Origin of the sequence: Methylobacterium oryzisoli (assembly GCF_046557895.1) — a bacterium.
Lineage (GTDB): Bacteria > Pseudomonadota > Alphaproteobacteria > Rhizobiales > Beijerinckiaceae > Methylobacterium > Methylobacterium oryzisoli.
The window spans coordinates 1-19164 of sequence record NZ_JBKIBX010000073.1 but is presented as its reverse complement, the minus strand read 5'-3'; the positions used below and the strand labels follow the sequence as shown (position 1 = coordinate 19164).

Here is a 19164-nt window from a genome sequence, read left to right as displayed (position 1 = left end):
GATCAGGGAATCACACCGCAGCAGACCCGAAAACCCCGCACCGACTCAGCCCAAACCGAAAACGCTCTAAGCTGCACGGCAACGCTCCGTGATGCTTATCGCCCGGATCGACCTCGACTTGCGTCCGGATGCGGTCTGGGCCCGCGATCGTTAGCACACCCGGCCGAGATTGGGGACGCGGCGACGCCTCCAGGGCTCCCGCCGCCGCAGGTCACCGCCTTGGACGAAAATTCACGGAAATTCGAAGCACCCATCAAGCAGGCGGCAAAGTCTCGCGGCCGCAATCCGACCATCCTCGGTCCATCGATCTCGCGACGCACCGAGGAACCTCTCATGACCCAGCGCATCGTCGTCATCGGCGCCGGCTTCGCCGGCGTCTTCAGCGCCCTTGCGGCAGCCCGCCTCCGCGATCTCCAAGGAGTGTCGCCCCGCAAACTCGAGATCACGGTCATCGCTCCCGAACCCTCGATGACGGTGAGGCCTCGCCTCTACGAGGTGGCACCGGCCGAGATGTACGCTCCGCTCGGAGAACTCTTCCGCGCGACGGATATCCGCTTCGTGCCGGGATCGGTCGAGACGATCGAGAGCGCGACCGGCCTTGTCCGGGTGAGCGCGATGGACGGCTCGCAGCGGGAACTCGCCTACGACCGCCTGATCCTCGCGGCCGGTAGTCGTCTCGCCAACCCGCCGATCCCCGGCCTCGCCGATTTCGCTTTCAGCGTCGACCGCCGCGACGAAGCGGACGCGCTCGACCGGCACCTGCGCGCTTTGGCATCACGGCCTTACTCGGTGGAGCGCAACACGGCGGTGATCGCCGGCGGCGGGTTCACCGGCATCGAGACCGCCACCGAGTTCCCGATGCGAATGCGCGAGGCTCTCGGCCCCGACGCGCCGATCCGTGTGATCCTGGTGGAGCGCAACGACGCCATCGGGCCGGACCTCGGGCCAGGTCCACGGCCGGTGATCGAGCAGGCGCTCGACAGCCTCGGCGTGGAGCGCCGCCTGGGTGTCGGCGTCACATCGCTCGACGCTCATGGCACGACGCTGTCAAACGGCGAGCACATCCGAAGCGCGACCGTGGTCTGGACCGCGGGCGTTCGCGCCACGACGCTCACCGAGCAGGTGCCCTCCCAGCGCGACAAGCAGGGGCGGCTCGTCGTCGACGCCGATCTGCGGGTTCCCGGCGCTCCGCATATCTTCGCGGCGGGAGATGCCGCGAACGCCGCGACCGACGGCGAGGGCAATCGCACCCTGATGTCGTGCCAGCATGCCATTCCGCTCGGCAAGTCCGCGGGCCACAACGCCGTCGCCGATCTGCTCGGCCTGCCGACGCAGCCTTACGCCCAGCCCGAATACGGGACGTGCCTCGACCTGGGACCCTGGGGCGCTGTCGTCACGACAGGCTGGAATCGCGTGATCAAGACGATCGGCCCCGAAGCCAAGGCGATGAAGCGCCAGATCAACCGGATCTGGATCTACCCTCCGAAGCCCGATCGCACGGAAGCGTTCGCCGCCGCCGAGCCCGGCATCTACGGGGTGCTCTGATCCGCTCTCATCTGGATGATCCCATCGCGGCTGGGTGAGCCGGAGTACTTGGCCGCTGTACCGTCAGAGGCATCGGGCGGAACGTGCGCAGGCGACGACCGGCCGACGTTCGCCGGTGCCCTCTTCCGTCGGGTGCCGGCGCCTCTTGTGTACCGACGGCTCGTTGGATGAGGGCGAAACGAGAGGATTGCTGACGTTCGAACGTGTCGGATGGCTGGCGGTGAGGAGGCGATCATGGACGTGTATGAGGCTGTCACGAGCCGACGGGCGGTGCGCGGATTCACGGACGAGCCCGTGCCGAGAGAGGTGCTGGAGCGCGTGCTGTCCGCGGCGGCTTGGTCGCCGTCCGGGTCGAACATTCAGCCATGGACCATATTCGTCCTGACCGGCCTGCTGCTGGCCGACCTCAAGACGCGCGCCGTCGAGCGCGTGGCCCACGGCGACCCTTGGGACGATCGGCAGTACGAGATGTACCCGTCCGTGCTGAAATCTCCGTACGGGGAGCGCCGATCCGCCTTCGGCAAGGAGCGGTATGGCGCGCTCGGCATCGCGCGCGACGACTGGGAGGGGCGCCAGCGGGCCGCCATCGCCAACTGGAACTGCTTTGGCGCACCCGCCGCCCTTTTCTGCTACATCGACCGGGACCTGGGCCGGCCCCAATGGGCCGACGTCGGCATGTATCTGCAGACCGTCATGCTTCTGCTCCGCGCGGAAGGACTGCACAGTTGCACGCAGATGGCGTGGTCGCAGGTTCGCGAAACGGTTGCGGAAGTCCTGTCACCCCCGGATGGGCTGATCCTCTTCTGTGGCATGTCGATCGGGTACGAGGATCCTGCGGTGACCTACGTCCGGACGGGGCGCGCTCGGCTCGACGAAACAGTCACGTTCGTCAGTGGTTAGTTGCTCTGGTGCCGGCACCGAAGTGAGGCGACCGAGCCATGACTGAACCCTTTCGGCGGATGGAGCGTTCCTGCGCCTCCACATCGTCGGCAAGGGGCAGCAGTACGATGCAGCGGATGCGTGAGGTGGTCAGGACGATGGCGGCGGTGTGCGTCGTCTCAGCGGTGGCTTCGGCGGGCATCGTCACCGTCGCCACAAGCCACGAGGGAACCGATACGACAGGCGCCATCAGCACCACACCTGTCACAGCCCTCACCTCACCCAGGAAGCGGTCGCGTACGGCTGAATTCCGCGCCGCCAAGAAATTGCAGAGTGCCAGCCAGCAAGACGCTGCTCCCGAGGCCCGGTCAACGCGGCAAGGGCTTCAGCAACCAAGATGAAGCAAGGCACGCAGCGAATGATCAAGTGCACCTTCGGCTATACGAGCCGTGGCCGCAGACGGGCTCACGATCACGAGGCCGCTCCCTCCTGCGCGCTCGCCTTCTTCGTACCGGCCACCCTGATCCTCTTCAGGCGGCTCACCAGGGCGCTGTGAAACGGTGTCTGAGAAGCCCTGGCTAACGGCCGAGGCCGGTTGTTACACAGAGGCGAATCTCGTCCACATGGAGCCCGGTTGCGTCATCATCGGCATCCACGGTCTGGCGAACAAGCCGCCGGTCGACGAGAAGACACGGTGGTGGAAGACCGCGATCGCTGAGGGTTTTTCCCGAAACGAGGGTCTCACCCGCCCGGAATTTCTTTTCGAGTTCGTCTACTGGGCCGACCTGCGCTACGACGCGCCGCTGTCGGACGACAACAACCGCGAACCATATCGTCCTTATGACGGGATGGGGCGTCTCCCTGCAGTAGAGAAGACTCCCGCGACTACCGTGACAGACGTGCTGGCGCCCTTGTACGCCGGCATCGACCGCGTTGAGGAGGCAACAGGGGTCACCCTCGTGGACGACCTGATCTTGGAACATCGCTTCGACGATCTCTGGCACTATCACGTCGAGCAGAGTTTCGCCCGGCAAGTCAGGGCTCGGTTGACCGAGCGCCTGCGCGCATTCCGGGAACATCGCATCCTGCTTGTCGCGCATTCTATGGGTTCGATCATCGCCTACGACGTGCTGCGGCTGCTCGAGAGCCAGGATCCATCACTGCAGGTCGAGCATCTGATTACGGCAGGCTCGCCCCTGGGTCTTGCCAAAGTGAAGCTCAAGTTCGAGGCCGAGCACGGGGTCTTGCGGGTACCGAACAATGTCACGGCATGGACGAACCTTGCGGACGGCGAGGACGTCGTCGCCATCATGGGTGCGCTGGACGCGGGTTATGAGCCGAACCATGCCGGTGTGCACATCGTCGATCAGCGGGTCGTGAATCAATACTGTCGGCCCGACGGCGAGCCGAACCACCATAAGTCCTACGGCTATCTCCGGGTGCCGGAATTCTCGCGCATCGCCCGCAGGTATGCCGCCACGGCGCAGCACGAGGTTCGCAGTACCGAATTGGCATAGGCGGCGCACCTCGGCGGCTCTCCGGCACGTCACCACTCCGATGGGGAGGACAGAGAACCGCTCCGTAGCAGTGACCGGTTCGAGCGCCGGCTCGGGCTGAAGTCCGGAAGGTCGGATCCAGCGCTCCTTGCGCCACGCCGCCTCACTCTCGTTCAGAGCGATTGTCTGGCCCGCAGCTGAAAGATGCAGATCCTGCGCCTGTACGTGTCTCTTGAGGCGCAGGCTGCTTCTCTGCATCGGTGCGAGTCAGGCCACTCGGCTCTGCTGGATCAGGGTGTCGACGGCCTGTCGGAGGGAGGTCGCCTGCTGGCCGAGCGCGTGCGTCACCTGCAGCACTTCGCTGGCCACGCTGCCGGCCGCCTGAGCGGCCCCGCTCACGCCGCTGACCGTCTCCACCACACCCTGCGTGCCCGCGGCCGCGCGTAGCACGTTGCTGGCGATCTCCTGTGTCGAGGCACGCTGCTGCTCCACCGCAGCCGCCATGGCGGCGGCGATCTGGTCCAGTTCGCCGACCATCACGGCGATCTGCTGGATCGCGCGCACGGCCTCGTGGGTGGCTCCCTGCATGGCCGTGACCTGTTGGGAGATCTCCTCCGTCGCCCGCCCCGTCTGACCGGCCAGGGCCTTCACCTCGGCGGCCACGACCGCGAAGCCCCGTCCCGCCTCGCCGGCCCGCGCCGCCTCGATGGTGGCGTTGAGCGCGAGCAGGTTGGTCTGACCGGCGATCCCGTTGATCAGGTCGACCACGGCTCCGATCCGCCCGGCCGAGGTCGACAGGCTCTGGACGGTTGCGTCCGTCCGCTGGGCGGCGCCGTTGGCGTCGCCCGCGATGGCGGCGGCGCGGGTCACCTGCATGGCCACCTCGCCGATCGAGGCCGACAATTCCTCGGCCGCCGCCGCGACGCCCTCGACGTTGCGGGATGCTTCGCCGGACGAGCGCGCTGCCGTCATGGCCAGGGACGAAGTCTCCTCGACCGAGCTGGCCATCAGATGAGCGCGGCTCTCGACGGCGCTGGCGCCCGCGTTCACGGCATCCACGACGGTCTGCACCTTATCCTGAAACGCCTCCAACTCTCTCAGCGTGCGCTGCCGCCGCTCCTGCTCCACGGCGGTGTAGGTCTCCAGCAGCACCTCAAGATCGAACCAGGCCGCCTTGTTGAGTGCCGCGGCGAGGGCGTGCCGGTGCTGCGCCTGATGGCGTGCAACCCACCGTCGCAGCCCTCGCGGCGCCGGCCCGTTCAGTCCCAGGTGACGCATGATCGCCCGCGAGACCGTGAAGTGGCAGATCGCCACGGCGTGTCCGGGAACACCGTGTTCATAGAAGGCCGTCGCGAGCAGCCGGGCGGAAGCCTCGAAGCCCTCGCCGAAGGCGCCGGACGCCACGCGCAGCCAGTGCGTCACGCGCCGGTCGTGGACAGCCGGATGGCGCAGGGCCTCTTGGATCTCGGGCCAGCTGGCGAACTCGGCGTGCAGCTGTTCGAGCAGGCGTGGAAGATCCGCGTCCATGATGGTTGCGCACCCGCGCAGCAGCGCGATGTCGTCGGGTGTGAGGTCGAAGGCCTTGAGGCGGACCTGCTGGGCGGTATCGCTCATGTGCGAAGAGACTTTCTGGGGAGCAGTTTACAGTTCGGAGTGTTGGTCGGACATGATCCTGATCAGCTCTTGTATGCCCATCGCGAGCGCTCCGGCTTGGCGCTCCAGCCCGAGATCACGCATGATCGGGTCCTTTCCGCACGCGGCCATGATCGTCAGGTCGAAAGCCGCAGCCGCGTCTGGCAGCTCGACGCGCGCTGCGTCGAGCTGGATGGCCAACTCCTTGAGCTGCGCGATGTCCCGCGCGATTTCTTGACGACGTAGAGCGACCGAGCCTGCCGCCAGCGGCTGAGCGGGAAACACGATGACGTTGGACTGCGAGGTCTCAGGCGGCATCTACCCTCTTCCCGGGTTCGAACAGATTGAGACACGATTTCAAATAGTGATCGCGGCCATGACCATCGACGTCTATCGGCAGCTTGCGTCATCGGAGGTGGAACGGAGGGGGCTCGTCGTCCTGCAGCGCGCCAGTTCCGCTCCGGATCAGGTCTAATCCCAAGTTCTTAATTATCGGTGAATTTCACAAACTTGCTTATGTTAATGGGAGCGCGTCGCGTGTTCAGTGTCCCGTGAGGTGCCGGCTGGTCCAAAATTTTTCAAAAATGCATTGCCACAATCAGGATTTGAACAAGTTCATTCCCGGCAGGATAGTCGTTAACGAGTCGTGACTTTCCTCGACCGGCTCGAACCGTCCCGAAGCGCCTACCGCCGGGCGACCCCGACGGCGCACCACCTCACGCTCGAAGGCGATGAAGTTCGTCAACCGCCCGGACGTATCGGTGAGTGGTCGGCAGTCGATCTCGACGACATAACGGGACCCGTCGGCCCGGTAGTTCGTCAGGAAGCCGTGAAACCGCTCACAGGCCTTCAGCGCGATGGCGAACTGATCCAAGACGGCGCGGCGGGTGTCCCGGCCGTGCATGAAGCGCGGTGTCAGGCCGATCACATCGCAGGGTGCGCGGCCTGTGAGCCGCCCGAAGGCGGTATTGGCGTAGAGAATGGTGGGCCCCGGCCGCTCGACCACCGCATCCGTGACCACGATGGCCACAGGCGCCTCATCCAGGACGGAGCGAAACAGGTCGAGGATCACCATGTGGCAGCGGCGTGGTGAGTGTTGGCCAGGAGCATACGGTTCTCTACGTAGCAGAGCTACGCCTGACCACCGCAGAAGTTGCAGGCCTGTCCACACGATCGGTGCAGCCCTCGCACGGCTGGTTGTGCTCGTGCATCACGGCCGGCCACCGTCGGCACTCTCGCCCCTTTTGACTCAGGTCGGCACACCATTTGAGCACGTGTCACTTCGGCGAACTAGCTTCGCGCGCGGCTGGCACTTAGAACTTTCGCGGCATCGATGTTGGGCGGGAGCCGCCATTCAGGAAAGCTGTTTCATGGCCAGCATCGTTCGTCCCTCAAGCAGCTGGTACGGGCACGGCCAGCCGCCCACGTTGCTCAATTGCTACGAAGAGCCTGGATGGAACTTCCTCGATCTGAATTACAGTCAGAGTGGTTCATGGGATGTCGTTTCATCCAGTCTCCATGTGGCCTACCATTTCGACCCGCACCGGCAGCGCTCAGGGCCTGCCAGATCCCCGTTGCTTCCGACTGCGCCGAGTGCAGCGATCAGTGCGCCGGGCGATCATCTGGTGGGCGCCTGGGAGGGGATCACCCGGGGTCAGCACCTCATGATCTCTGCCGACTTCGTGACCGCGGCACTTGAGCGTGATCTGAACCCGGATACCATTCTCACGCGCCACTTTGCTTCTCGGCGCGAGCCCGATGCGAAGGATGCGATCGTTCAGAACCTCCTGAACGCTCTCTCGATCAATCTGAGCAGCGGGAATCCCAGCGGCTCTGTTTTCATGCAGACGGTCTTGGTCGCCATCTTGCATCACGTGCTGCATCCCTCGAAGTCTATCGGCGCCATCAGCGATCAGCGGAAAGGTTTGTCGGCAAGGCAGCTCAGCATGGTGCTTGAGTTGATTGACGCACAGCTACTTGAGCGGCCGAGTCTGATTGATCTGGCGGCATCCCTGAATGTGAGCACAGGTTACTTCTGTCGCGCTTTCCGTATATCGACGGGTTTGCCTCCGCACCAGTTCATCATCAAGCGTCGTGTCGAACTCGCGCGCGCCATGATCGAGGAAGGCACCTTGTCGCTGAGCGACGTTGCACGCGCGGCTGGCTTCAAAGATCACAGCCAGATGTCGGCGACCTTCAAGAAGGTCACCGGATCAAAGCCGTCGCAATTTCGCCGCAACTAGATCCTGTTATGGCCTCTCCCCTTCGTTGAGGCCACCCGAGGCGGCGGCCATCGCGAATGGCAACGAGATATAGGTCCGAACTCTGCCGTTGGATCATCCTCTGCCACCCGGAATTTGCAGCAGATCGCAACAATCCCTTTAACAGAACGTATTTGATATTTATTATACTGTTATGAAATCAATGCGAAAAGAAGATACATTTTTCGTATAACTACATAGATCTGACCACCCTGAAACCAAGCGTATCAAATCGCACATTCACATTTCGCTTGAAGCGAACAGCCGCACGGATGAACTCGGTCTCGTTTCGCCAGGAGCCGCCGCGGATCACACGGTAGTGCGGATCACCACCCTGGAGCCGAACCGAACCGTCGCTCGGGGCTCCACCATGGTGATCGTGCCACAGATCCTCAACCCATTCCCAGACGTTGCCGTGCATGTCGTGCAATCCGAACTGGTTCGGCTGAAACGATCCGGCTGGCGCAGTCTGCTTGCGATCCCAAAGACTTCCACAACCATCGCAGTTGGCGTCCCCGGTGGCAGGGTCCCGGCCCCAGGCATAGGGTGTGACGGTGCCGGCTCTCGCGCCGTAGTCCCACTCTGCCTCACTGGGCAACCGGTACTTCCGGCCCGTGAGCTGCGACAACCATGCGGCATACCGCTTGGCGTCAAGCCAGCTCACATTGATCACCGGCATGGTGCCCCGTCCCCAACCGTCCGCAACGTGCGGGCACGCGGCTGCGGCCACGCACGCGTCCCAATCGTCGAACGTCACCTCGAATTTCGACGCTGCAAACTTGGCGATCGTCACCTCGCGCCGTGAACCTTCGGCAGCGCTCCGGCCTGGCTCGTCGTCGGCTGAGCCCATCGTGAATCGGCCGGCGGGAATGACGACCATCACCGGACAACCGTTCGGACAATCCTTGAAGTCTGATTCGGGTGGAGCGGCGAGGGGCTTCTCCGGCCGAGCGGTCGGCACGGCGGTGCCCATCGGCTGATGTCCGAAGGATGGTTCGACCCGTTCCTCGGCATCGACCGGAGAAGCGAGGACGATGACACCGGCAAGCTGGATCACAATCGACCAAGCCGCCACGGAGATAGCCGCGCCCAGACGTCGGCGGCGGCCCCGAGCCACCCAACTCCCAGTGAAGGCACAACCCCGCCCGGTCGACACGCCCATTCGGCTGAGGGGACCGAGAGTGGAGGGCCGGGAAACGTCACTGCGGTGCATGCGTCTCATGGCTTCAACGCGGGATAGCCGTCCGTGTAGATCCAGTCGGTGGCTTGCGCGGGAACGTGGCATCCCTGGCACTCGGCCCTGTAATCGACCGTCGTCGTCCTGGCCGGGTCGGCGGCATCGAACCAGGACCAGCCCCACCCGTCGCCCCAAAGCGGGTTCCCGGCCCGGGCGTTCGTGCTGTCCTTCACCATCACGAACCAGCCTTTCAGGGTGTCGGCGCGGCTGACGGTGCCGGTCGTCAGCGTCTCCGCCTTCGTGCGAAACACCTCCTTCACCAGGATAGCGCCGTCCTGGAAGCGGCCGTCTCGCCTGTGTGCCGTGATGGCCCCCGGTGAAGCGTAGACGACGTGGAACTCTGCCGAGCCGTGTCCCTGTTCGGCGGCAACGGCCCAGGATCCCAGGAACTGATAGGCCGTGCGGTACCCGGTGGGCACCCGGAGCCGACCGTCGGCATCCACCGTTTCCGTTCCGTCGGAGGCCGCCTTCGCGCCGGCAACGATGCCGTGGGCGACGAGCGAGGCGGCCGACACGAGAGCCGCGGTTGCGAGCAGGTTCATGGCCAGCACCTCGAAGCTGCCAGGCTGGGTTTGATTTCAGGCATTGCCCCTCGACGGTGAGTGGCAAACCGGAAGATCAGCCTGCGGTCCGAATGACGATTACTGCACGCTGGCGCGTTCCTCAGCCGGAAGGCGTGATGTCGAGGCCGGGATGCTGTTTGCGGCGATTGTAGATCAATCCGGCAGTCCGGAACACGGCTGATTGAGCGCCATAGTCAGCGCGAGCGCCGCGATCGGCCTACGCTCGCCGGACCGCCTCGATTGGACGAAGGCCCGCCTCCCGGGCAGAGGTGTGCAGGGCCTGTGGGGCTCACCCCCTGGCCGCGGCCGGCGTTGCACGGAAGCTGATGGCCATGCGGTTGTAGGCATTCATCAGCCCGATGGCGATGGTCAGGTCGGAGAGCTCCTTCTCACCGAAGACGGCGGCGGCCGCGCGGTAGGCCTCGTCCGGCACGCCGGTCTCCGCCACGCGGGTGACCGTCTCCGCCCAGGCCAGTGCCGCCCCCTCCTTCTCGTCGAAGAGATATCCGGCCTCGCGCCATACCTGAACCAAGAACAGGTGCTCGGCAGCAACCCCCGCCTTGAGCAGATCGCGGGAATGCATGTCGATGCAGTAGGCGCACCCGTTGATCTGAGAGACGCGCAGGTAGACGAGATCGATGAGGCGTGCGGGCAGTCCGGACTGGGCCACGTAGCCGTACACGGCCCCGAAGGCCTTCATGCCGGCCGGCGAGGCCGCGTTGTAGTTCATCCGCTGGGTCATGGCGATCACCTGTTCTCTTCGCGCGGTTTCCTCAGCATGCCGGTCAGTGAGCATCCGGCGTGGTGAGTTGGTCCTCAGCCTCATCGACGATGAACACCGCGAGCAGGCGCGCCGGCCTCTCGTCACTGGCGTTCTCGCTGACCCGATGATGCGAGCCGGGCTTCTCGAACCAGCTCTCACCCGCCCGGTAGATCCGTGCGGTCTCATCATTGATGGCGCTGCGGATCTCGCCGGACAGGACGTAGGCGTAGATGAAGGCCGATCGTGCATGCCGGTGCGGGACGGATTTCGCCCCGGGCGGATAGTCGACGATCAGCGAGATCAGGCGCTTGCCGGGCACATTGGAAAGAGGGAGGTCGTCGACCTGTCTGACTGTTTCTTGCAGTGGGATGACATGCGCACTTGCGAGGCTGGACAACGCCATTGCGGCAAGCGCCGCGCCAGCGAGGATCTGACGTTTCATCACGGTGACTCCGGTTGGTGTTGACCACCGAACCGTGCGCCTGATGCGGACCACGAAACAGGTCCAAGATCGTTTGATCCGCGTGTACCATGCGGAATGGACGCGCCTCTCCGCATCGACGTCGATCGCACCGGCAGGACGCCGCTGGCCGTGCAGATCTACAGCGCCCTGCGGACCGGCATCGAGGAGGGAAGGATCGCCTCGGGCGCCCGGCTGCCCTCCTGGCGGGACCTCGCCGCGCAACTCGGCGTGGCGCGCGGCACGGTACGGTCGGCCTACGAGCGGCTGATCGACGAGCAGTTCGCCATCGGCCTGGGGGCGGCCGGGACGCGCGTGGCCGAGCGGCCGAGAACGCAGCCGTCCGGTCCTTGGTCGCCCGAAGCGCCGCCTCTTCCCGAGCTCTTCCACGACTTCGGAAGCGCACCGCTGGTGTTCCAGATGGGGGTACCGTCACAGGACGCATTCCCGTTCACGCTGTGGTCCCGTGTGCTGACGCGAGCCGCGCGCCAGACCGCCGCGGCGCCGGTCGGGTATCCGGATCCGCGCGGCCTCCCGGAGTTGAGGACCGAGATCGCGGCCTACCTGGCGATCGCCCGGGGCATCCGCTGCGCCCCGTCGCAGATCCTGGTCACCGCCGGCTTCTCCGGTGCCTTGAGCCTGGCCGTGCGCGGACTTCGCCTCGAAGGGCGGCAGGCCTGGATGGAGGATCCCGGCTTTCCCTTGACCCGCAAGGCGCTGGATCTCGCCGGGATGACGGTGGCGGGGGTGCCCGTGGATGCCGAAGGCCTCGATCTGGCTGCCGGTATGCACATGGCCGAATCCGCGGCCTTGATCGTGGTCACACCGGGTCAGCAGGCCCCGCTCGGGATGCCGATGTCGCTGCAGCGCCGGCTGGCGCTGCTCGCATGGGCGCGCCGGACCGATGCCTGGATCGTCGAGGATGATTACCTCAGCGAACTCCAGCTCACCGGCCGGGCCGCGCCGGCCCTCGCGTCCCTCGACCGCGACGGCCGCGTCCTGCATGGGGGCAGCTTCAGCAAGACCATCAGCCCCGCGTTGCGCCTGGGCTTCCTGGTCGTTCCTCCCGCGCTGGCCCGCGCGTTCGGCGATGTCGCGGCCTGCCTGGCACCGGCTCCGGCCGCACCGATCCAGAGTGCCGTGGCGGCGTTCCTGCGAGACGGGCACTACCTGCGCCATCTCCGGCGGATGAAGCGCCTCTACACGGCCCATCGGCAGGCCGTGCTCGGCTGCCTCAGGGAGGTTTCGGATCGCCCCCTGGTGATCGAGGCGACGGCAGGTCTCACGGTGGTCGCCGCTCTGCCGGACCACGCCCGGGACGTGGACATCGCACTCAGCGCGCTGGCGTATGGGCTCGCGCCCGCTCCCCTGTCGCCGTGGTACAGGCAGCAGCCGGCCCGGCGCGGGCTGCTGCTCGGGATCACCAACGTGCGCGCGAAGCGCCTCGGGGCGGACTGCCGCCGGTTGGCGGAGCTGGTACGCCAGCACGCATGATCGGACCCGACGAGGCCGGTTGGCAGCTACGTGCGGGTGCGGCAACTTGGACGCCTGCACTGGGAGTTCCCTGGGCTCTCGCTACTCTTGCGCCCAACCCACGGTTCCTGCACCGGCCATCACGGTCGGCGCGCCGCTCGGCCCGGAGGCATACCCGACGATGGCCCAGGAGCTGCCGGACCTGCCGCCGGAAGCATTCGCGAAGCTCGATCGTAGTCCTGATCCCCTATTCTACGCGCAGCCACGCTTCGTGACCCACATCGACGCCGCTGCGATCGCTGCGGTGACCGACCTGTACCGAGAGGTCGTCCCGGCGGGAGGGGACGTCCTCGACCTGATGTCGAGTTGGGTCAGCCACCTGCCGGATGAGGTCGGCTATGCCAGCGTCATCGGCCACGGCTTGAACGCCGCGGAACTCGCGGCCAATCCGCGCCTGACCCGGCACTTCGTGCAGGACCTCAACGCCGCGCCGCTCCTGCCCCTCGACACCGCGAGCATCGACACCGCTCTGATCTGCGTCTCGGTGCAGTACCTGCAGCGGCCCGTGACCGTCCTGTCCGAGACCGCTCGCGTGCTGCGACCCGGCTCTCCGGTGGTGATCACCTTCTCGAACCGCTGCTTCCCGACCAAGGCGGTGGCCATCTGGAACGGTCTCGACGGCGCAGGACATGCCCAACTCGTCGCACTGTATCTTCAACGCGCCGGTTTCGCCCGCATCGAAGGACGTGTCCTCAGGCCCGAGGGAGGCCTCGGCGACCCGATGACGGCGGTGATCGGCTGGAACTCAGCGGCCTAGGGAACACGGTGTCGGCGCCGCCGGAGAGACCGCGCGGGATCGCGGGTGCCGATCGCCGTGGCGACAGCGTGAGCGTCACGACCACACGTCGGCGCCGTCCCCGAGGGCGCCGGACTGGCCCATCTCGTCCAAAGCGCGCGCCGGGAACCAGTTGCCGTGGAAGCCCGGCGGGATCCGGTGCCCGAGGCGTATTCTGGCGACGGGCGGCGCCTCGAACGATCGCGCGTCGAGGACGGCGAAGTCCGTGGAGTCGTGCGCGGTGTCGATGACGAACCCGACGAGCCAGCCTTCGTCCTCGCCAGCCCCGGGGCGCGCCGGCACGAAGACGAACTCTCCCGGGACGCGGTCGGCACCGAACTCGTGCACGTGGCGCTCGCCGGTCTCCAGGTCGTGCTTGTAGGCTTGCGTCGCACCGGCGAGTTGCGTGTTGCCGTCGGCGGGGACGCTGACCGTGTAGAGGTAGCGGTAAGGCTGCCCGAGACGTCGCTCATCGATGCGGGGAAACTCCTGCGCCGCGGGATCGAGCACCCGCCGCTCGACCCGCCGGGTCGCAGGATCGACCGTCCAGCGTTCGAGCCGGCCCGGACCGTCGAGCCCGCCCCCGGCCGAGGCGAACACCGTCTCGTAGGCGATGACGTCGAGGATCACCCGCCCGTCCGCGTCGTCGTAGCCATTGGCGGTGTGGAACACGAAGCAGGGCTCGACCTCGCACCAGAGGATGTCGGCGCCGTCGTCCTGCCTGGGGAGGAGGCCCACGCGGGCCCTGTGGTCGGGGTTCCAGCGGAACGGGAAGCGGTAGCCGGCCAGCACCGCCCCGAACGAGAACGTGACGGGCAGGTCGAGCACGATCGCGAAGCGCGCCGTGATCGCGCAGTCGTGGATGCAGGGGCCGTGCTCGACCGCGACCGGCCTGTCCCGCACGACCTGCCCGGTCGGCGCGAGGACGACGTGGCGGACGCTGTCCCAGATGCGGCCGTCATAGGCGATCGCGTGGGTTTCGCCGGTCAGCGGGTCGCGGTGCGGATGCCCGGTGAAGGACCCGGCGAGCGTCCCGTCGAATGGGTTGTAGCGCTGGTCCTCCAGGGTCCGCGAGAGTTCGACGGGGAAGCTGCCGGCCTCGACGACCGCGAAGATCCGGCCGCCGATCTCCACGACGTTGGTGTTGACGGTGTCGTTGCCGCCCCGCCGCGGCCCGGGCGCGGCAGGCCGTCCGAGCGCCGCGGCGGCTGTGCGCGAGCCGATCCAGCGATTGCGGTACCACAGCGCCCGGCCGCCCTCGATCGCGAGACCGTGCACCATGCCGTCGCCGAGGAACCAGTCGTGGCCCCGCGTCGCCGGACGGACGGGGTTGGCGCCCATCTTGAGGTAGTGGCCGTCGAGGCCGGGCGGGATGGCCCCGGTGACGGGCAGGTTCTCCAGCGTCAGCTCCTCGCGCATCGGTTCGTGGACGCCGACCACGAAGGGGTTCCGCGCTCCGGGCAGGCGCAGCCGGTTGCAGGCGGCCACCAGGCCGACGCCGATCTCGGCGGCAGCGCGGAAGGCCGACTGGACTCGTTTCGACATCGGCAGCGATCCCCGGATCAGGTGGCGGGCCAGGACGTCATCGCGGCGGGGCCGCCCGGATCCCGGCCGCCGAAGACGAACCCGTGGGCCGACATGCCTCTGCCCCGATGGAGGTGTGTGCGACGACAGCACAGGGCCTTGAGCGCACAGCAGGACTGTCTGGACGTGCGTGGCGCGCCGTCGCGCATCGATCCTGACGACGCGACGGCATTTCCGGTGGATCCACTCTCGGTGATGCGCAGGAACCCGGCTCGATCATGGAGATTGGCTTGCCGAGCCGGCGCTCACGCCGGTCGGGAGTCTGTCATGTCCGAGGATACCGAAAAGCACCGCGCCTTGCTCAGTGCCCTCAGGGACGCACGCGGGAAGGGCGATGGCTCCTTCGAGCAGGCGGTCACGAACGCCTTCGAGCACGTTTTCGAACACCTCGGACGCCTGAACGATCACGTCTCGCTCAGCGGTCCTGATGGAGGAGACCCCCATCTGAAACCCGGCGAATCGCCGACCCTGCGATAGGTGCGGGAGGCGGTCCCATCCGGGCAGTCAGATGGGGAATTCGGTTCGCCGAATGACCGGAACATGCCGGTAAGCGGACATCCACGACTGCCGCAGTGAGCGTCCGGAAGGGGTCAGGAATTCGCGGTCGTGTCGTTCTGCAACGCGCCACTTCCAGACCTTCGATGTTCGCGGCCGGAATGGCTGCTCGTCACTTGGAAGCGGGCCACCCGAAGAAACCAACGATCGGACGTCCGGTCCTCGGAAGGGTCGCGTAAGGGTGCATATGGCACCAGCCTGAAGGCTGATTTCCCAAAGGCCACCGCAGTCGCGGCCTCGCTGCTGGCGCAATGCTCCATCCCTCGAGTGGTGCCGAATGATCAGGTCGATGGGTGCCGCGTGCGGTTGCGCCCGCCACAGGGGGGCGCGAGTCTCAGTCTCGGGGCTTGGCGCTTCTTGATACCGAACCGGACCTTGGGACAGTCGGAAGCGCTCCGGAACACGGTCAGGACCAGGCGAAGGTGTTGTGTGACCCGGTTGTCGGCGCCTGGCCGGAGATCTCGGTGGCTTGCTAGGTGCCGCCGAACGCGTCGTCCTGGATGCCGCCGCCGTACACATTGGGCCGACAGGCGCTGAACCGCCCCTTACGACTTTTCTGAGGCTTTCAGAAGGTCTGCTTGCCGGCCGTTAGATTGAGTGGAGCGGCCGACCCTGGCCGATAGCGGTTCGTCTGCCTTCAGCCACCGAACCGCGGAAGCGGACACAACTGCAGCGAGACCAGCCACAGCGACAGGGCGGCGAGCCGCATGCAGTGCCTTTAGGATCTCATCCCGAAGCACGCCCTACCTCACCGCGCATCGCGGGCCCAAACTCGATACATACCTCCCAGAAGGCCACTGCCTCCTCATCCCTCAGCCTCGGGCTGCACTAGGTAGATCAAGACGACGGCAAGGCACATGACGAAGCGAAAGGCGGGCTCGACAGCGTTCCATTGCTGGGACTGCCACATCAGGAACCACTCGGCTGCAACTGTCATGAAGCCGAAGAACCAGATGGAGATCCCGATCGTCAGGCCGGCGACGGGCAGCACCTTGGCGCCGGCGAAGGTGCACTGCTCCGAACGAATGTGACGGAGTAGGTTGAGGGCTCCGACGAGGTTCAGAACGCCCGCCGCCAGCTCACCGGCGATGATGAGCCCATAAACAACTTGATGGACAAATGGCGACGCGATCGCCCTTTCCTTGAGGTGGTTGCTGGGAAAAGTCGTGTCCATCGACATCACATGCTGAACGAACAGGTAGTTCGAGCCGTAGTCGACGATGTTGTTGTAGCCCACGAGCAGGCAGAAGAGGGCAGCGAAGAGCACGAGAACGCTCTTCGAGGCGCGGATTGCGAGCAGATGTGCGGGTGGCGTTGGCATCGATCTTTGACTGCCTCCTTCAGGTACCGGGTCGCAACGCTCGTGGTTGTACTCGCCGAGGACATTCTTGGCTCCAAACCACTAATGCGAAGCGCTTACGCGGGAAGAACGACCTGAAAAATCTCATGCATACGATAATTTATTTATATTATCTGGTCAATTCCATGGAAACTCCTGTCTTTTTCCGAGATAAACATGAAATTATTGCCTGCACCGGCCGATCTTTTATCAAAATATTCTAGACGCATTCGCGTAATAAGGTGGTTATTTTGTCATCGAGACCTCGGGCTACAGCAACAGCTTCCGAGCTGCTATAATTCTGCAGAATGCTTTCCATCAAGTCATAAGAGACGTGCACGCCATCGGGACGTTCATCAATGAGCACGGTGATTGGCGCATAAGATCCAGCCTCGGGCACGTGCTTGACCATCTCTTTCATGATGAGTGGATTGCCGACGATAAACCGCATGATCTTGGGTGACTTAGCTCCACTTTCGCGACGCAGAATGACGCCCAAGTCGAACTCTGCGAAGAGCATAAGGTCCACTCGGCCCAGGTTGCTTTTTACAACATTCTCCAGATCCGGGAAGAACTTTGTTGCCCTCGTCTTTCTGAAAAATGCGACCATGTTGGGCTGCCCGACCGCCGACTTTAGGGCGGCCACAACAGCGTCGAACGGTTTCGAGCTCGTGAGGCTGAAACGCTCCATCTCGAATTTAGCGATCGTCATCTGTCCTCCGCAACGGCTCTCGTGGGTAAATTCCCTCTGTGCGTTGGAGCGCACCAGGATTGATACAGGTGCAGGCTGTGCACCCGAGATGGTCCGGATCAGGATGTCGCTGGCGCTCCGGAGGCTTTGCCGGTCGGCGTCATCGCGGTCCAATACGATTTGCGTCGCTCTTAGCGAGCGTGGGCGCTCCCGACGCGAAAGCGCTGGGAGCGTTATCGTCACTTCGCAAGAGCGGCCTTTTCAATCACAGCGGCGACTTCCTTGGCATGAGCGACGAGCGATGCATGGCTGCCGGCGACCTCCGTCGTCTGCGCCTTCATCGCGGTGGCGAAAAATTTCTGGGCCTCAGGTGCAATCACATGGTCCTTGGTGCTGATCACGTAGAACGTCGGCTTGTCGTGCCAAGCGGCAGTATCGACCGGTGCCTCAAACGCCGTGTGGTTCAACGGAAGCTGATGATTGGCCAGGGACTCGGCGATCTGCGGCGGGAGATCAGCCGCAACTGCTGAAGGAAACACCTTGCGGTCGAAGTAAAGGTTGCCGTTCTCATCAGGATGAATCGCGGCCGCCCCTTCGGTTGCCGGGCCGCTCTTGACGAGTGTCGCCACGGATTGTCCGACGTCAGGCGCGAATGCGGAGACGTAGACGAGCGCCGACACCTTGGGATCGTTACCCGCTTGCGTGATGACCACGCCTCCCCAGGAATGACCGACGAGAACCGTTCTACCGTTCTGCTTCGCGAGCGCCTGTTTGGTGGCATCGACGTCGGCGGCAAGGGAGGTGAGGGGATTCTCAACGAGCGTGACGTTGTAGCCCTTCTTCGTGAGAATATCGGCAACGGGCCGCCAACTTGTCTGGTCCACGAAGGCGCCGTGCACTAGCACAATATTTTTTGCTGCACCCTGGGGCAGTTCGGCAGAATGAACTGAACTAGCAAATGTCGTTCCAGCAAGAAATACTGTAACGACCGAGAGGATGATGCTTCGCATTGGATGTTCCTGTTAGCATGTCGGACGAACACATTTCTGGCGAATAGACAGGCGCTTCTGGAAAGAATGCGCTTCTTCCATCTGCAATTGGCAGGATGACTTTCGAACGAAACGCCGGTCCGCCGCGCAATGACCTATTCCGCGATTTTTCCGGACGATAGGCATCAACCGTCCAGATGTTGTGTCCAATCGTCCACCGGCCTAAATTCGGTGGCATGGATATCCTCGCCGATGTGCTCGATCGCGTTCGCCTCGGCGGGACGCTGCTTTTTCATTTCGAGCTCGGCCATCCCTGGCACCTTGAGTTGCCGGCGCGCTCCTACGCTCTGTTTCACTATGTCAGCCAGGGCTCAGCGACCCTCGCGCTCGAACAGGGTCAGGAAATCCAAATGACCCAGGGCGATTTCGTCGTCATCACGCGCGGACAGCCGCATGTGTTCTTTTCGGATCGCTCGGCCAAGCCTTTACGGATTGTGGCAATCGACCGATCGTCGCGGCGTCTTGGCGTCGTCCGTCACGGTGGCCGTGCGAAGCCGTTCTCGACCATGATCTGCGGAAATTTCACGGTGTCACGGCCGCTGTTTGGCAGCGTGCTGGAGCTTCTTCCGCCCGTGCTCCTGCTGAAGCCGACGGAAGACGGTGGCTGGCTTGAAGCAATCCTGAGCCGCATGGTCACCGAGTCCGCGCTTGAGCGTCCTGGCCAGCACGTCGCACTATCGCGATTGACGGAAGTTCTCTTTGTCGAGGTGCTCCGAAGCTGGATCGCGTCTCTCATACCAACCCTCACTGATCAGAACCCACGGGCCCAGGCGCGCAGGCCGATGGACATGATGCGCCAGGG

General features: G+C 64.7%; 20 protein-coding genes. 8 read left to right on the top strand and 12 right to left on the bottom strand.

The genetic code is table 11. The annotated features are described in order from the left end of the window. Positions 1-333 precede the first annotated feature (333 nt). Both ACKUB9_RS32830 and ACKUB9_RS32825 read left to right on the top strand, forming a co-directional pair. Positions 334-1545, top strand: coding sequence for an NAD(P)/FAD-dependent oxidoreductase (locus ACKUB9_RS32830; RefSeq protein WP_407530664.1), 1212 nt, complete (start codon positions 334-336; stop codon positions 1543-1545). Between the two features lie 234 nt (positions 1546-1779). Beyond that, positions 1780-2445 (top strand): nitroreductase, encoded by a 666-nt coding sequence (locus ACKUB9_RS32825; RefSeq protein WP_407530662.1) that lies wholly within the window; start codon positions 1780-1782, stop codon positions 2443-2445. Here ACKUB9_RS32825 and ACKUB9_RS32820 read toward each other — a convergent pair. Continuing rightward, on the bottom strand, positions 2435-2692 hold the full coding sequence (locus ACKUB9_RS32820; protein ID WP_407530661.1) for a hypothetical protein: 258 nt from the start codon (positions 2690-2692) through the stop codon (positions 2435-2437). The two genes, ACKUB9_RS32825 and ACKUB9_RS32820, sit on opposite strands and share 11 nt — an antisense overlap. 292 nt (positions 2693-2984) lie before the next feature. On the opposite strand from ACKUB9_RS32820, the gene ACKUB9_RS32815 reads away from it, so the two are divergent. Beyond that, positions 2985-3941 (top strand): lipase family protein, encoded by a 957-nt coding sequence (locus tag ACKUB9_RS32815; protein ID WP_407530659.1) that lies wholly within the window; start codon positions 2985-2987, stop codon positions 3939-3941. 246 nt (positions 3942-4187) lie between these two features. On the opposite strand, the gene ACKUB9_RS32810 is transcribed toward ACKUB9_RS32815, so the two are convergent. The 3 genes from ACKUB9_RS32810 to ACKUB9_RS32800 form a co-directional block, all read right to left on the bottom strand. Next, the gene (locus ACKUB9_RS32810) at positions 4188-5534 is read right to left on the bottom strand and encodes a methyl-accepting chemotaxis protein (RefSeq protein ID WP_407530658.1); all 1347 of its coding nucleotides are present in this window, start codon (positions 5532-5534) and stop codon (positions 4188-4190) included. Between the two features lie 27 nt (positions 5535-5561). Beyond that, the gene (locus ACKUB9_RS32805) at positions 5562-5870 is read right to left on the bottom strand and encodes a hypothetical protein (protein WP_407530656.1); all 309 of its coding nucleotides are present in this window, start codon (positions 5868-5870) and stop codon (positions 5562-5564) included. Between the two features lie 280 nt (positions 5871-6150). Next, positions 6151-6627 carry a PAS domain-containing protein gene (locus ACKUB9_RS32800; RefSeq protein WP_407530654.1) on the bottom strand — a complete coding sequence of 159 codons (477 nt, stop codon included), beginning with the start codon at positions 6625-6627 and terminating at the stop codon, positions 6151-6153. A gap of 295 nt (positions 6628-6922) precedes the next feature. Between ACKUB9_RS32800 and ACKUB9_RS32795 the strand changes: the two genes are divergently transcribed. Continuing rightward, positions 6923-7795 (top strand): helix-turn-helix domain-containing protein, encoded by an 873-nt coding sequence (locus tag ACKUB9_RS32795; RefSeq protein ID WP_407530653.1) that lies wholly within the window; start codon positions 6923-6925, stop codon positions 7793-7795. A gap of 211 nt (positions 7796-8006) precedes the next feature. Here the strand turns inward: ACKUB9_RS32795 and ACKUB9_RS32790 are convergent, their stop codons facing one another. From ACKUB9_RS32790 to ACKUB9_RS32775, 4 genes are all read right to left on the bottom strand, one after another. Beyond that, positions 8007-8888 (bottom strand): formylglycine-generating enzyme family protein, encoded by an 882-nt coding sequence (locus ACKUB9_RS32790; protein ID WP_407530651.1) that lies wholly within the window; start codon positions 8886-8888, stop codon positions 8007-8009. Between the two features lie 143 nt (positions 8889-9031). Further along, positions 9032-9592, bottom strand: a complete 561-nt coding sequence (locus tag ACKUB9_RS32785; protein ID WP_407530649.1) for a cytochrome P460 family protein — start codon at positions 9590-9592, stop codon at positions 9032-9034. A 310-nt stretch (positions 9593-9902) separates the two neighbouring features. Next, positions 9903-10355, bottom strand: a complete 453-nt coding sequence (locus tag ACKUB9_RS32780; protein ID WP_407530648.1) for a carboxymuconolactone decarboxylase family protein — start codon at positions 10353-10355, stop codon at positions 9903-9905. A 43-nt stretch (positions 10356-10398) separates the two neighbouring features. Then, on the bottom strand, positions 10399-10818 hold the full coding sequence (locus ACKUB9_RS32775) for a cupin domain-containing protein (protein WP_407530646.1): 420 nt from the start codon (positions 10816-10818) through the stop codon (positions 10399-10401). A 96-nt stretch (positions 10819-10914) separates the two neighbouring features. Between ACKUB9_RS32775 and pdxR the strand changes: the two genes are divergently transcribed. Both pdxR and ACKUB9_RS32765 read left to right on the top strand, forming a co-directional pair. After that, positions 10915-12330: a MocR-like pyridoxine biosynthesis transcription factor PdxR gene (gene pdxR / locus ACKUB9_RS32770; RefSeq protein ID WP_407530644.1), complete on the top strand. Its 1416-nt coding sequence runs from the start codon at positions 10915-10917 to the stop codon at positions 12328-12330. Positions 12331-12490: 160 nt separating this feature from the next. After that, positions 12491-13126 carry a class I SAM-dependent methyltransferase gene (locus ACKUB9_RS32765; protein WP_407530642.1) on the top strand — a complete coding sequence of 212 codons (636 nt, stop codon included), beginning with the start codon at positions 12491-12493 and terminating at the stop codon, positions 13124-13126. 75 nt (positions 13127-13201) lie between these two features. On the opposite strand, the gene ACKUB9_RS32760 is transcribed toward ACKUB9_RS32765, so the two are convergent. Then, on the bottom strand, positions 13202-14689 hold the full coding sequence (locus ACKUB9_RS32760) for an 8'-apo-carotenoid 13,14-cleaving dioxygenase (RefSeq protein WP_407530640.1): 1488 nt from the start codon (positions 14687-14689) through the stop codon (positions 13202-13204). A gap of 306 nt (positions 14690-14995) precedes the next feature. Between ACKUB9_RS32760 and ACKUB9_RS32755 the strand changes: the two genes are divergently transcribed. Further along, the gene (locus ACKUB9_RS32755) at positions 14996-15205 is read left to right on the top strand and encodes a hypothetical protein (protein ID WP_407530639.1); all 210 of its coding nucleotides are present in this window, start codon (positions 14996-14998) and stop codon (positions 15203-15205) included. A gap of 883 nt (positions 15206-16088) precedes the next feature. On the opposite strand, the gene ACKUB9_RS32750 is transcribed toward ACKUB9_RS32755, so the two are convergent. From ACKUB9_RS32750 to ACKUB9_RS32740, 3 genes are all read right to left on the bottom strand, one after another. Next, the gene (locus tag ACKUB9_RS32750) at positions 16089-16604 is read right to left on the bottom strand and encodes a DUF2165 family protein (protein ID WP_407530637.1); all 516 of its coding nucleotides are present in this window, start codon (positions 16602-16604) and stop codon (positions 16089-16091) included. Positions 16605-16842: 238 nt separating this feature from the next. Then, the gene (locus ACKUB9_RS32745) at positions 16843-17334 is read right to left on the bottom strand and encodes a DUF302 domain-containing protein (protein WP_407530635.1); all 492 of its coding nucleotides are present in this window, start codon (positions 17332-17334) and stop codon (positions 16843-16845) included. A 218-nt stretch (positions 17335-17552) separates the two neighbouring features. Next, positions 17553-18323, bottom strand: a complete 771-nt coding sequence (locus tag ACKUB9_RS32740; RefSeq protein ID WP_407530633.1) for an alpha/beta hydrolase — start codon at positions 18321-18323, stop codon at positions 17553-17555. 215 nt (positions 18324-18538) lie between these two features. Between ACKUB9_RS32740 and ACKUB9_RS32735 the strand changes: the two genes are divergently transcribed. Beyond that, on the top strand, positions 18539-19164 hold a 626-nt coding region (locus ACKUB9_RS32735; protein ID WP_407530632.1), incomplete at its 3' end, for a cupin domain-containing protein.